Origin of the sequence: Sphingomonas jeddahensis (assembly GCF_001981525.1) — a bacterium.
Classification (GTDB): domain Bacteria; phylum Pseudomonadota; class Alphaproteobacteria; order Sphingomonadales; family Sphingomonadaceae; genus Sphingomonas; species Sphingomonas jeddahensis.
This window is the reverse complement of sequence record NZ_MPSB01000002.1, coordinates 63,005-76,383: the sequence shown is the minus strand read 5'-3', so window position 1 is coordinate 76,383 and position 13,379 is coordinate 63,005. Positions and strand designations below refer to the sequence as shown.

General features: G+C 64.8%; 10 protein-coding genes. 4 read left to right on the top strand and 6 right to left on the bottom strand.

Going from position 1 to position 13,379, the window contains the following annotated elements:
- Window positions 1–142 precede the first annotated feature (142 nt).
- Together mutM and rpsT are read left to right on the top strand one after the other, a co-directional pair.
- Window positions 143–958: a bifunctional DNA-formamidopyrimidine glycosylase/DNA-(apurinic or apyrimidinic site) lyase gene (gene mutM / locus SPHI_RS02360; RefSeq protein WP_076743304.1), complete on the top strand. Its 816-nt coding sequence runs from the start codon at window positions 143–145 to the stop codon at window positions 956–958.
- Between the two features lie 93 nt (window positions 959–1,051).
- Window positions 1,052–1,315: a 30S ribosomal protein S20 gene (gene rpsT, locus SPHI_RS02355; RefSeq protein ID WP_076743303.1), complete on the top strand. Its 264-nt coding sequence runs from the start codon at window positions 1,052–1,054 to the stop codon at window positions 1,313–1,315.
- 213 nt (window positions 1,316–1,528) lie between these two features.
- Here the strand turns inward: rpsT and SPHI_RS02350 are convergent, their stop codons facing one another.
- From SPHI_RS02350 to SPHI_RS15465, 5 genes are all read right to left on the bottom strand, one after another.
- A complete protein-coding gene (locus SPHI_RS02350; protein ID WP_076743302.1) occupies window positions 1,529–2,386 on the bottom strand; it encodes an SDR family oxidoreductase in 858 nt (285 codons plus the stop codon).
- A 138-nt stretch (window positions 2,387–2,524) separates the two neighbouring features.
- On the bottom strand, window positions 2,525–3,925 hold the full coding sequence (locus SPHI_RS02345; protein WP_076743301.1) for an FAD-binding oxidoreductase: 1,401 nt from the start codon (window positions 3,923–3,925) through the stop codon (window positions 2,525–2,527).
- A 251-nt stretch (window positions 3,926–4,176) separates the two neighbouring features.
- Window positions 4,177–7,413, bottom strand: a complete 3,237-nt coding sequence (locus SPHI_RS02340; RefSeq protein WP_076743300.1) for a PAS domain S-box protein — start codon at window positions 7,411–7,413, stop codon at window positions 4,177–4,179.
- Between the two features lies 1 nt (window position 7,414).
- On the bottom strand, window positions 7,415–9,391 hold the full coding sequence (locus SPHI_RS02335) for a hybrid sensor histidine kinase/response regulator (RefSeq protein WP_076743299.1): 1,977 nt from the start codon (window positions 9,389–9,391) through the stop codon (window positions 7,415–7,417).
- Window positions 9,388–9,567, bottom strand: a complete 180-nt coding sequence (locus SPHI_RS15465) for a type II toxin-antitoxin system ParD family antitoxin (RefSeq protein WP_076743298.1) — start codon at window positions 9,565–9,567, stop codon at window positions 9,388–9,390. The genes SPHI_RS02335 and SPHI_RS15465 overlap by 4 nt, the downstream gene beginning before the upstream one ends.
- Window positions 9,568–9,627: 60 nt before the next feature.
- Here SPHI_RS15465 and SPHI_RS02325 point away from each other — a divergent pair, with 60 nt between their 5' ends.
- Both SPHI_RS02325 and SPHI_RS02320 read left to right on the top strand, forming a co-directional pair.
- Complete coding sequence (locus SPHI_RS02325) at window positions 9,628–11,358, top strand: sensor histidine kinase (RefSeq protein ID WP_144036141.1); 1,731 nt, start codon at window positions 9,628–9,630, stop codon at window positions 11,356–11,358.
- Window positions 11,359–11,384: 26 nt separating this feature from the next.
- Window positions 11,385–11,738: a response regulator gene (locus SPHI_RS02320; RefSeq protein ID WP_076743296.1), complete on the top strand. Its 354-nt coding sequence runs from the start codon at window positions 11,385–11,387 to the stop codon at window positions 11,736–11,738.
- 96 nt (window positions 11,739–11,834) lie between these two features.
- Here SPHI_RS02320 and SPHI_RS02315 read toward each other — a convergent pair whose 3' ends face one another.
- Window positions 11,835–13,376: a CehA/McbA family metallohydrolase gene (locus tag SPHI_RS02315; protein ID WP_083719647.1), complete on the bottom strand. Its 1,542-nt coding sequence runs from the start codon at window positions 13,374–13,376 to the stop codon at window positions 11,835–11,837.
- Between the last annotated feature and the right edge of the window lie 3 nt (window positions 13,377–13,379).

The following is a 13,379-nucleotide window of genomic DNA, read 5'->3' as shown; positions in this document are numbered from 1 at the left end:
ATTCCGCCCATACCGGCCTGCAAATGGCGCTCCCGCGCGCTTCCGGTGCTCACGTACTGAAGTACGCTGCGCGCCGGGTCGCGCAAAACCACCATTTTCGGCTCGGTCTGAACGAAATGGCGACACAACCTAGAGGGGGCGCATGCCCGAGCTACCCGAAGTCGAGACCACCGTTCGCGGCCTGCGCCCCGTCCTGGAAGGCGCGCGGATCGCTGCGATCGAGCCGCGGCGTGGGGATTTGCGGCGGCCGTTTCCGGCGGACCTGCGCCAGGCGATGACGGGGGCGACGATCACCAGCCTGGGGCGGCGCGCCAAACATGGCCTGCTCCATACCGATCGAGAGCAGACGATGATCTTTCACCTCGGCATGTCGGGGCGATGGCGAGTCGATCCTGGCGAGTTGCTGGCGCACGATCATCTTGTCATCGAGACGACCGCCGGGCGGCGGGTGACGCTCAATGATCCGCGGCGCTTCGGGTCGGTCGACCTATGGCGGACGGACGAGCTGGACGCCTTTCCGGCTTTTGCCGGGCTTGGGCCGGAGCCGCTTGGCCCGGATCTGACCGCTGGGTGGCTCAAGCAGGCGCTGACCGGCCGGCGGGCGTCGATCAAGATCATGCTGCTCGATCAGCGGATCGTCGCGGGGCTCGGCAATATCTACGTGTGCGAAGCGCTCTACATGGCGCGGATCTCGCCCAAGCGTGCAGGCGGCCGTATCGCGTTGGCGCGGCTGGAACGGTTGGTGGAGGCGATTCGGGCGGTGCTGCTGTCTGCGATCGAGGCTGGCGGATCGTCGTTGCGGGACTATGCCCGGCCCGACGGCGAGCTCGGCTATTTCTCCAAGCAATTCGCGGTTTACGGACGCGAAGGACAGCCGTGCAGCTGTGGTGGCACCGTGCAGCGCTATGCAGAAGGCGGGCGCTCCACCTTCTGGTGCCCGACCTGCCAGCGTGGTTGACCGACTCGCCCAATGACGTTAAGGGCCGCGTCTTCCAGGGCGATGGGTGTTCCCGCCGCCCTTTTTTCATCGACCGATATTCGAGGACTATAAATGGCGAACACGCCGCAAGCGAAGAAGCGCATCCGCCGCAACGAGCGCCGGGCCGAGATCAATGGTGCGCGCGTGAGCCGCATCCGTACCTTCGTGAAGAAGGTCGAGGCAGCGCTCGCAGCGGGTGACAAGACGGCGGCAACGGCAGCCCTCGCAGCGGTGCAGCCGGAGCTGGCACGCGGCGTGGCGCGTGGCGTGCTCCACCGCAACACCGCCAGCCGCAAGTTCTCGCGCCTCACCAAGCGCCTGTCGGCGCTGGCCTGATCCGGCGCAGCCTGCCCGATCGGGTGGGCTGATGGGATAGACAAAGGGCCGGGTGGCTTTGGTGCCGCCCGGCCCTTTGTCGTGTCTGCTTTTGTCAGGCACCCGGTTGGTGTCCGCTCGTCCCGATCGTCGTCGAGGGACATGCCGCGGCTGCTGCGTTCCGGGCCTGTCCCTCGACTTCGCTCGGGACGAACGGCGTGTCGGGCGGTCGCGTTACAAGAACGCGCGGCCGCCCGTTACCGGGATCGTCGCGCCGGTGATGTAGCTCGCCTCGTCGCTGGCAAGCAGCACATAGGCACCCGCCAGTTCGGCGGGCTGGCCAGCACGGCCCAGCGGCGTGTCCGCGCCGAAGTTCTTCACCTTCTCCACCGGCATGGTCGACGGGATCAGCGGCGTCCAGATCGGGCCAGGTGCCACTGCGTTGACGCGGATCTTGCGCTCGGCGAGCATCTTTCCCAAGCCGGCGGTGAAATTGTAGATCGCGCCCTTGGTGGTGGCATAGGCCAGCAGTTGCTCGCTGGGATCCTCGGCGTTGATCGAGGTGGTGTTGATGATCGACCCACCTGCCTGCATGTGCGGCAGCGCGGCCTTCACCAGATAGAACATCGCGTGGATGTTGGTGGCAAAGGTGACCTGCCATTCCTCGTCGCTGATGTCCTCGACCTTGTCGAAGGTCGCCTGATGCGCCGCATTGTTGACGAGCACGTCGATGCGGCCGAACTCGGAGGCGGTCTGGTCGACGATCTTGCGGGCGTGGTTGGGATCGCTGATGTCACCGGGCAGCAGGATGGCGCGGCGGCCGGCGGCTTCGACCAGCCGCTTCGTCTCCTCGGCATCCTCATGTTCGTCGAGGTAGCTGATCGCCACGTCGGCGCCTTCGCGGGCGAAGGCGATCGCCACCGCCCGGCCGATGCCGCTGTCGCCGCCGGTGATCAGCGTGCGGCGGTCGAGCAGCCGCCCGTGTCCGACATAGCTGTTCTCGCCATGATCGGGCCGCGGATCCATCGCCTCGGTCGCGCCGGGCATCGGCTGCTGCTGTTCGGGATAGGGCGGCTCGGGACGGTTGGTCATGGCATTCCTCGTGTGTGTTGGGGATGCCATCCTCAAGTCATTGGCGCGCTTGTCGTTCCGTCCCTTGATCCAGGTCAGCGGCCGTTTTTCTCGGCTTTGCTTGCGGCGAGATGCCACCTGTCGATCGGGCGAGCGCTCTCAAAGAGCGAAGATCTTGCCCGGGTTGAACAGGTTCTTCGGATCGAGCGCGCGCTTGAGCGTGCGCATCACGTCCACTGCATCGCCGAGTTCGGCGACGAGCCAGTCCTGCTTGCCAAGGCCGATGCCGTGCTCCCCGGTGCAGGTGCCGTCCATCGCCAGTGCGCGCTCGACGAGGCGCGCGTTGACCGCGGCGACTTCGGCGAACTCGTGGGGGGCGTCGGGATCGATCGAGAAGATGACGTGGAAATTGCCGTCGCCGACATGGCCGAGGATCGTCGCGGGAACGTTGGATGTGGCGAGATCGGCCTGGGTCTCGAGGATGCAATCGGGCAGGCGGCTGATCGGCACGCAAACGTCAGTCGACCAGCCGACCGCGCCCGTGCGCAGGTTCACAGCGGCATAATAGGCCTCGTGCCGCGCCTTCCACAGCCGCGCGCGTTCCTCGGGCAGGTTCGACCAGGCGAAATCGCCGCCACCATTGTTGCTCGCCAGCGCCTCGACGGTTGCGATCTGCTCCGCCACGCCAGCGGGCGTGCCGTGGAACTCGAAGAACAATGTGGTGGTCTCCGGCAGGTCCATCTTCGACCAGCGGTTGACGGCGCGGATCTGCATCGCGTCGAGGATCTCGACGCGGGCAAGCGGCACACCGAGCTGGATCGACTGGACCACCGTGTCCACCGCGCCCTGCAGGCTGTCAAAGCCGCAAACGGCGGAGGAAATCTGCTCAGGGATCGGGTGCAGCCGCAGCGTCACTTCGGTGATGATGCCCAGCGTGCCCTCCGCGCCGACGAACAGCCTGGTGAGATCGTATCCAGCGGCGGACTTCCGCGCGCGGCGGCTGGTGCGGATCACCTTGGCGTCTGGCGTGACGACGGTGAGCGAGAGCACCGCCTCGCGCATCGTGCCGTAGCGGACGGCATTGGTGCCGCTGGCCCGGGTCGAGGCCATGCCGCCGATCGTCGCATTAGCACCGGGGTCGATGGGGAAGAACAGCCCCTGGTCGCGGAGGTGGAGGTTGAGCTCCTCCCGGCGGCGGCCGGCTTGCACGGTGCAGTCGAAATCCTCGGCATTGACCGAGAGGATCGCATTCATCTCCGACAGATCGACGCTGACCCCGCCGCGGACGGGCAGCGCATTGCCCTCGATCGACGTGCCGGCGCCGAAGGGCACGATTGGCACATCATGCGCGGTGCACAGGGCCACGAGATCGACGACGTCGGTGGTCGAGCGAGCGTAGACCACCGCGTCGGGCAGCGCGGTGGGGAAATGCGCTTCGGATTTGCCATGCTGTTCGCGCATCGCGTCGGTCAGGTGCAACGCGGCACCGAAGCGCGCTTCCAGTTCGGCGAGCACATCAGGCGCGAGCGGCGCGCGCGAGAGAGGAGGGGCGTGGAGCATGATAGGTGACGTTCCTTGTCCGCATACCGGGGCGGCGACGACCGTTGGAGCGAGACTCTGTTACCTTGCGCCGTTCGCTCCTTGCAACGTCGAGAACGTGCGGTTCGCAAGCGGGACGATGGCGGCGGTGCTTGCCGCGTGAGAGTTTTTCGTGAAACCGGCGGCGACGAGCACCCCCGCGCCGGTTGGTAGATCAGCGCGCGCACCGTCGCGCGGACTAGGGCGAAGCACCACCGGCACGAAGCAAGGGATCAGCCCGCCTCGATTATGCTCCGAATACGGGTTGTCAGCGCGTCGATTGCGAATGGCTTTGTCATCATCGACATGCCAGGATCGAGGAAGCCGTTCGCTATGGTGGCATTCTCGGCATAGCCGGTCATGAACAGGATTTTCAGATCGGGACGTCGTTCGCGTGCAGCATCGGCGAGCTGCCGCCCGTTCAGGCCGGGCAAGCCGATGTCGGTGATGAGCAAGTCGATGCGGCGCTTCGATTGCAGGATCTTGAGGCCTGACGGGCCATCCACCGCCTCCAGCGCCCGGTATCCAAGCTCCTCAAGAACATCGACGACGAGGGAACGAACCGCTGTCTCGTCCTCCACGACCAGGACCACTTCGCCGCGCTCGGCTCGAAGCTCATCCGCTAGCTCGACGTTGTGGCCTTCATCTTCCTCGCCCTCGCCATAGTGCCGAGGAAGGTAGAGCTTGAACGTGGTGCCCTTACCGACTTCCGAGTAGATCTTGGCATAGCCCTCAGACTGGCGCGCAAAGCCGTAGATCATCGATAGACCAAGGCCCGTGCCCTGACCGATCGGCTTGGTGGTGAAGAACGGTTCGAATGCCTTGCTGATCGTGTCGGCGGTCATGCCGACGCCGGTATCCGTTACGCAGATGCAGACGTACTGGCCGGGCTTCACCTCGCGTTGCCGCGCTGCATAGGCGTCGTCGAGATGCGCGTTGCAGGTCTCGATGGTCAGCGTGCCGCCCTCGGGCATGGCGTCGCGCGCATTGATCGCAAGATTGAGGATCGCGCTCTCAAGCTGGTGCGGATCGCACAGCGTATGCCACAACCCTCCCGCGGCGACGATCTCGAGCCGCACCGCCTCGCCAATCGTGCGGCGGAGCAACTCCTCCATGCCAGTGACCAGACGGTTCGCGCTCACGGGCTTCGGATCGAGCGGCTGGCGACGCGAGAAGGCGAGCAGGCGATGCGTGAGCGCCGCTGCCCGGTTTGCCGACGTGATCGCCGTCGTCGTGTAGCGCTCCATCTTGCTGAGATCGCCCTTGGCGATCTGGCGCTGCATCATGTCGAGGGACCCGATCACGCCGGTGAGCAGGTTGTTGAAGTCATGCGCGATGCCGCCGGTGAGCTGGCCGACCGCCTCCATCTTCTGGGCTTGCCGGAGCTGTTCCTGCGCTGCCTCAAGCTCGGCTTGGCGCGCCTTCTCCTCAGTGACATCCCGAGTAACGGAGTAGAGCTTGCCACCTTCGGGCACGGCCACCCAGGACAGCCATCGCCATTCGCCGCTCTTGGAACGGTAGCGGTTCTCGAACTGCATCACCGGACTGCCGGCACGCACCCGCTCGAACGCCTCAGTGCTGGTGTTCAGATCCCCGGGGTGGGAGAAGTCCGTGTACCGGCGGCCTTCGATCTCATCGATGCGCCAGCCCAGCGCAACGGCCCAAGCCGGATTCACGGCGACGAAGGTTGCCGATTCCAGGTCGATGACGGACAGCAGATCGAGACTGAGCTGCCAGATGAGGCCGCGCTCCCGGGAGCGTTCGACGACTTCGCGCTCCAGGTCAGCGTTGAGTGCGCGCAGCTGGTCTTCCGCCTTCTTGCGCTCCGTGATGTCGAGCGATGACCCGACAAGCCCAACTACGGTGCCTTGCGAGTCCCGGAAGGGAGCCTTGGTCGATAGCCAGATCGCCCGGCGCCCATCGGGGAAAGTGACTTCCTCCTCCAGCGCTTCGGTGCGGTTCTCCGCCATGACGCGCGCGTCATTGGCCATCACCGCCTCGCCCTCGGCGGGATCGTCGAGGAACTCGCGATCAGTACGGCCGATAATCTCGGTCAGCGGCTTGCCGACCAGCTCCACTGTGCCGCGATTAGCGGCGAGCATCTGTCCTTCGCGGTTCTTGGCGTAAACCACGCCGGGAACCGCCTCCATTACCGCTTCCAGCAGCGTCTTTGCGCGGCGCAGCTCATCCTCGGCTTCGCGCCGGTCATCGATGTCGATGACGGAGCCGACATAGCCGAGATATTTGCCATCGGCGCCGAAGCGGGGGCTCGCCGCGTCGATCGCCCAGCGATAGGTGCCGTCCGCCCGACGCAGCCGGTACTCCATCCGGAACGGCTTGTGCGCGGCATTCGCCGCGATGAACGTCTGCTCGGCAATTGGCCTGTCGTCGGGGTGGGTCGCGGCCAGCCATCCATCGCCGAGCGCCTCTTCCTCGCGCTGGCCGGTGAACTCGTACCAGACACGGTTGAGGTAGGTGCAATAGCCGTTCGGGTCCGTAACCCACATCATGACCGGGGTGTAGTCTGCCATGTTGCGGAAGCGGGCTTCGCTGTCGACCAGCTCGGCCCGGGTTCGCGCGAGTTCGTCGGCCTGCCGGCGCTGGCTCGTCTCGTTACGCGCGATTTTCAGGAAACCGCCATGCTGGCCTTCCCCCGTCACGACCGGATGCGTCGACCCGTTCATGAACACGCGCGTGCCATCGGCACGAAGGTGCCAGCGCACGTCCGGCGCGGAGCCGTTCGCAAGAGCCTCCTCTGCCTCCTTGGCGGGGATACCCGCTGCTCGGTCTTCGGGCGTGAAGATGTCATCGATCGGACGACCGATCGCCTCCTGCTCGGTCCACTCGAACGCGGCCTGCGCGCCTGCCGACCAGCTGGTGATCCGGCGCTCGGTATCCATCGTCATGATGGCATAATCCCGGGCGCTGTCGAGGATCAGCCGGAGACGATGTTCGTTTGTGGCAGCGGTTTCGAACTGACGGCCACGCTCCTCCAGGGCGCGTCGCAGTTCCAGTTGCGCCATGACCTGCCGCGCCAGCACGCACAGCGCCTCCTGCTGCACCTGCGTGAGCTGCCGAGGGCGGTGATCCAGCACGCACAGCGTGCCGATCGGCAATCCCTCTTCTGTCTTGAGCAGAGCGCCGGCGTAGAAGCGCAGGTGTGGCTCATTCACGACCAGCGGATTGCAGTTGAAGCGCGGGTCCTGCGTGGCGTCGGGGACAAGCAGGAAATCCCGCTCCAGGATCGCCTTGGCGCAAAATGAGGTTTCGAGCGACGTCTCGCGAACGCCCAGACCGACCTCGGCCTTGAAGAACTGCCGACCCTCGCCGATCAGGTTCACCACTGCGATCGGCACGTCACAGAGCTTGGCCGCGAGGGCCGCCACCTCGTCGAAGGCTGCTTCGCGCGGTGTGTCCAACACGTCATAGCGCGCCAGCGCAGCCAGGCGCTGCCGTTCCAAGTCGTTCATCTCATTCACTTGTCGTGGCGGTCCGCAGGACGCGGGCAAGACCCTCGGCAGTATAGGGTTTCTGAAGAAGCTCAAAGCCGTGCGTGCCCTCTGCGGCGAGCACCTGGCTGTACCCACTGGTCAGTACCACCGGCAGTTCAGGAAAGCGACTTCGCAGCGTCTCGGCAAGTTCGACGCCGGAAATGCCCGGCATCACGACATCGGTGAAGACGATATCGAACTTGTCAGGTTCGGCCTCGACCAGGGCCAGTGCCTCCTGCGCACTCGGCACCCACATGTTGCCGTAGCCAAGATCGCCGATAAGCTGCGCTGCGAATTCGCCGACAAGCTGATTGTCCTCGACCAGCAGCACGCATCCACCGCCTGACGGAGGCGCAGCAGCCGCGGGGGGAGTGAGATCGGCATCGCCGTGCACGTGTCGGTCCTCGGCCCGCGGCAGATAGAGCGTGAAGGTGGCTCCGCTGCCCGGCGCGCTGTCGATCACGATCTCGCCGCCCGATTGCTTGGCAAAGCCGAAGACCTGACTGAGCCCCAGGCCCGTTCCTCTGCCGACGTCCTTGGTCGTGAAAAAAGGTTCAAAGATTCTCGGCAGATCCTCCTGACTAATGCCCGTGCCCGTATCGGAGATGGCAACCGAGATGAATTTCCCCTCGGCCCCCGCATGCCCCCTGGTTGCCGGAATACCGCTGCGCTCCTCCACCAGGATCGTCAGCTTGCCCTCGCCGTGCATCGCGTCACGCGCATTGACTGCCATGTTGAGGACGGCGGTGTCGAACTGGGTGGGATCGGCGTTCACGACGCAGGGTTCGCAGCGGATGTCGAATTCGATCTCGACCCGCGATCCGGCAACCGTCCGTAGCACATCGCCCCCAAGGTGCAGACGTTCGACCACGTCGAAGTCCTTCGCCTGGAGCGGCTGTCGCCTGGCGAAGGCGAGGAGCTGGTTGGTCAACTTGGCTGCGCGCTCTGCTGTTTCCTTGATCGACGCCAGGTAGCGCTGCCGCTTCTCTTCCGCGAGCTCGGGACGGCCGAGCAGGTCGATGCTGCCGAGGATCACCGTCAGCAGATTGTTGAAGTCGTGGGCCACCCCGCCCGTGAGCTGACCGATGGCTTCCATCTTCTGGCTCTGGCGCAGCGCCTCCTCGATCCGCTCGCGCTCGGCTACTTCCGACATCAGGGTGCGCCGCGACTCCTCAAGCGCCGCGACCTTGTCCGTGACGGCATGCTCGAGCGAGCGGTTGAGATCCTCAAGCAGGGCCTTGGCCTGCGCCTCGTTCTCGACGTCGATGCATGTTCCGATCCAGCGCAGCACACGGCCCTGATCGTCAGCTTCGGGAACGCCGCGGCAGGCGAAGCAACGATACTCGCCGTCATGACCTGCGACCATGAAAGTCTGTTCGAACGGCTTGCCCGTCCGCACCGCTTCCGTCCAGGCTTCGTGCGTGCGGGCCCGGTGCCTGGGGTGGATCGTTTCCAGCCACCTGTCACCGAGAAGCTCCGGATCATCCCTTCCCGTGTAGGATTTGAAGCGGGCGTTGGTTCGCACATAGTGTCCGTCAGTGTCGGCTTCGAACACAAACCCGGGCAGCGCGTCGGTCAGCATTGTGAGCCGACGTTCCGTCTCGCGTTCCTTGGTCCGATCGCGCACGATCTTCAGGAAGCCTGTGCCGGCCTTCAGCGGCATCATCAGGCCGGAGCCCCAGAACCGGGTGCTGTCGCTTCTTAGATGTAAACGCTCGTCAATGGCCCGGCCGTCAGTAAGCGCGCGCTCCATCTCGTGCTCGGGGGACCCCGCAGTCTGATCCTCCTCGGTGAAAATCATCCGGCCGTGCTGCCCGATCGCCTCATCGGGCGACCAGCCCAGGATCACCTCCGCGCCGGGGTTCCAGCTGGTGATGAAGCCGCGCTCGTCAAAGGTGATGATCGCGAAGTCGATGGAGCTTTCGACGATCTGCTGCGCCAAGTTCGCATCGATCATCCTTGGCGCAACTCCGCAGGAGAGAGCCGACGTTCAGAACGATGCGCGATCAGAGACCGTAGCCCGGCCCGAATGACTTCGCTCGCGGTGCAGTAATGCCCGGAGGCCACCTGATCGGAGACGAAGCGATCCAGTTCTTGGCTGAGCGAGACGGTACGAATTTGCCGATGCGGCATCCGGCCTCCGAGTGAACGTAAGACAGTGCAATACATTTCACGTGTCACCCTGTTCCCGAGGTGCTGCAACCGCGTGACTGGAACGGATCGTCTCATGGGCCACGGCAAGCGAAAACGTTTTCGGCCCGTGCGAGGCGAGGCAACGAACAGGGCTGCTTGGGAAATCGACGGAGGACGACGGGTCAGCACGGCACCACTGACGTGTTCGCTGGTTGTCTGTCCCACCACGCAGAAGGAAGCCGCATGGCTGTAACCCGGGACGCACTCATTGAGCGGCAACGCATTCTGGCCGACTTCGGTGAGTTCGCGCTGCGAAGCGACGATCTCCAAGAGGTGCTGACCGAAGGGTGCCGGTTGGTCAGTCGGGCACTCGGCGCTGACCTATCCAAGGTGCTCGAACTGGAACCAGGCGGCGAAACCGCTGTGATGCGCGCCGGGGTGGGTTGGAAAGCGGGAACGGTTGGGCGCCAGTTCAGCCTGCGCGATCAATCCTCCGAGACATTCGCGCTGCGGCTGGGAAAGCCAGTCATCACTCAGGACATTAATCAGGAAGACAGGTTCGAATTTCCCGAGTTCCTCAAGGAACATGGTGTGGTTGCTATCGTCAACGCGCCCATCTTCCTGCCCGGCGGCAAGGCCTATGGCTTGCTCCAGGTGGATGCAAAGGAGCCACGCGGTTTTGACCACGAGGATATCGAGTTCCTGCGTACCTATTGCGCCGTCCTGGGCCCGGTGATCGACCGGCTTCGTATCGTCAACGACCTGAAGCAGAGCGACGAGCGGTTCCGGCTTGTGGTCGAGAATGCGCACGGCTTCGGCATCATCCTGTCCGACCCCGACGACATCATCACCGACTGGTTCCCCGGCGCTGTGGAAGTGTTCGGATGGAGCGAGGAAGAAGCCGTCGGCCGGCCAGTGGCAAGCATCTTCACGCCCGGCGACCAGGAAAGTGGCATTCCTCAACGGGAGGTGAAGCGCGCGAGGGAGATGGGCAAGGCGCCCAATATCCGCTGGCATGTCACCAAGAGCGGTCGCCGCGTGTTCGTCGATGGGCAGACGATCGTTCTCCGAAACCCCGACGATACGGTCAGGGGTTATCTGAAGATCGGGCAGGACCTTACCGAGCGGAAGCTCCATGAAGAACGCCAGACAGTTCTGCTGGCGGAACTGCAGCACCGGGTCCGCAATGTGCTTGCGATGATCGCCTCCATCGTCAAGCGTGCCGACGTCGATCTTGGCACGCGCGAGTTTCGCGACCGGTTAAGTGGGCGGATCGCATCCATGGCGCGGACGCAGGCGTTGCTGACCCGCGCGGCAGGCGCGGGCGTGGATGTTGCAGGCATCGTGGGGGATGAACTTGCCGCGCAGGATGCGGCCCCCGCGAGGATCCACGTGGCAGGCCCGCAAATCACCCTTTCCGCCAAGGCTGCCGAGGTGGTGACACTCGCCGTGCATGAGCTTGCCACGAACGCCAGCAAATATGGGGCGATCGCCCAGCCCGACGGGCACATCGACGTACGCTGGCAGCTTCAGGTCCGGGACGAGCAGGATTGGCTGGAGCTTGAATGGCGCGAAACCAATGTCGAGATCGCGAGTGATGCGGTGCCGCGGAGCGGCTTTGGAACCGAACTGATCACGCGGCGTGTGCCCTATGAACTGGGAGGGGAGGGGGAATTGGTACTGGAGGAGGATGGGCTGCGCTGCCGGATTGCCTTCCCGCTGAAGCCTGGCGATAGCATCCTGCAGACCAACTCCCCCCCGCTCCCCAAGACGGCGAGGGACGAACTTTGAGCGCGCAATTGCCCCTTCACGGCTGCATGGTGCTGATCGCCGAAGACGATTTCTATCTTGCCGAAGACATGGCAGACACTTTGCGCGAGGCGGGCGCTGAGATCATCGGCCCAGCCGGTGTCGCGGAATCCGCGCTTGCGCTGATGGGCGATCGCCGGCCCGATCTGGCGGTGCTTGATATCAATCTGGGGAGCGAGACCAGCTTTGAGATCGGACGTCGACTCCTTGGCGACGGCGTGCCGGTCCTGTTTGCGACGGGCTATGACGCGTCGATCATTCCATCCGACCTTTCCGCCGCCGCGTATCTCTCCAAGCCGGTGAGCATGAGCAACCTCGTCGCCTCCATGACCCGGCTCCGCGATCAACGAAACAGAGCCTAGCGCCGCGGCGAGCGAAAGCGGGCGATCCACCGATGGCCAGTTCGGTGGTCGGCCCTGCTCACGCCGAGCGGCCTACGACGGCCGAAACGTTGGTCGTCACGAGCCGAAATTCACGTAGACCGGATTGGTCAACAGAACCCGCTTGCTGCCTTCGCGGACTTCGAAGCGGATCCAGTGTCGGCCGCCATCGCTCGTCCAGGAAAGCGGCGCCCGCCCTTCGGGTATTGTGTCCAGCGACAGTGCGGCAGATGGTTGGCCATCAAGCAGCCCGACAAGCGTCGCCCCCTTGCTGCCGGCGGCTTCGATCGTCATCTGCAACGTTTGGCCGGCCGAGAGCGTGAAGTTATCGCCCAACGTACCTTCCATGCTTGCTGTGCGCGCGGTCAGATCGAAGCTGCGCCCCGGCTTTCCGGTTAAATCGATCCAGACATGCCCCGCCTTGATCGATTCGAGGATCGCGCGCTCCGACAAAGCGTCCGCCCGCACCACGGTGGTGGGAAAGCCGACGCCGAGACGGCCGAGCTGCGTGTCGTGATTGTCGCTGCCGCCAATCGCGGTAATGCGCCGGCCCTTAGCGATCTCCTTTTCCCAGATCACAACATCTTCCATCGGGTCGGCGCCGGCGAGCTGCTTCCACAGATTGCCCGCGTTCATCACCTCAAAGGCATCAACCATGCCGCGCGTACCCGCCGGCGCGATCCAGCCGCAACCGCGGCAGCGATGGTCGTTCGGGGCACCGGGATGGTTGATCGAGACCAGAGCGCCCGCCTTGTGCGACGCGTCGATCATCGTCGTCATGTCAGGCATGGTCTTCTCGCCGAGCCGGTGATCGACATAGTCAGTGGCGCCGAAGATGTTGGCATGGCCTTGCTCGGTGGTCATCTCGCGGCCCGGGATCAGCAGCACGTTGTCGTAGAACGGCTGCAACTCGCGCATCGCATTATAGTGGCCGACGTTGTTGTGATCGGTGATGGCGATGAAATCGAGGCGGGCGTTCTCCGCCGCTTCAACCGTGCGATAGATGGGGCAGGGGACCGATCGTCCGCGCCGGCTGTCGCAGAAGCCGTCGCTGTCGCCGGTGTGGAGGTGGAGGTCGCCCCGGTACCAGCCGCGCTCAGCCTTGAGTGGCTCGGGCGAGAAGGTGGAAACGGCGGGTACGTCGCCGGGACGCCAGAACCAGACCTTGGCAGTGTAGGTGCTGGTGGCGCCTTCGTCGATGTACGACACGCCGAGGTCTAGCGACCAGCGGCGACCGCCGATCGGACCGGCGGTGAAGGACGGCGTGGCGCTGGTCTCGTCCAGCACCACCGCATGCTTGTTGCTGCCGCTCCAGCCGCGGAACCGCTCGCCGTCAAACAGGCCGAGGTTGATGACGGTCTTGCCGTCGGGGCGGGTATAGGTGAGCTCGATCGCGATCCGCGTCACGCCCTTCGGCACGGTGAACGGCACGGCGACGTTGCGCTGGTAATTGGAGCGATCGACGGTGCCGGTCAGGACCAGATCGGGTGCTTCCTTGCCCTTGGCGAGCGGCACCTTGTCCCACGCCGGAAGCGGCTGGGCGAGCAGGATCTGGGCGGGGAGGGCGGTGGGCAGCACGAGAGCTGCGGCGAGAAGCGCGCGGCGGAGGGAAGCGAGCATCGG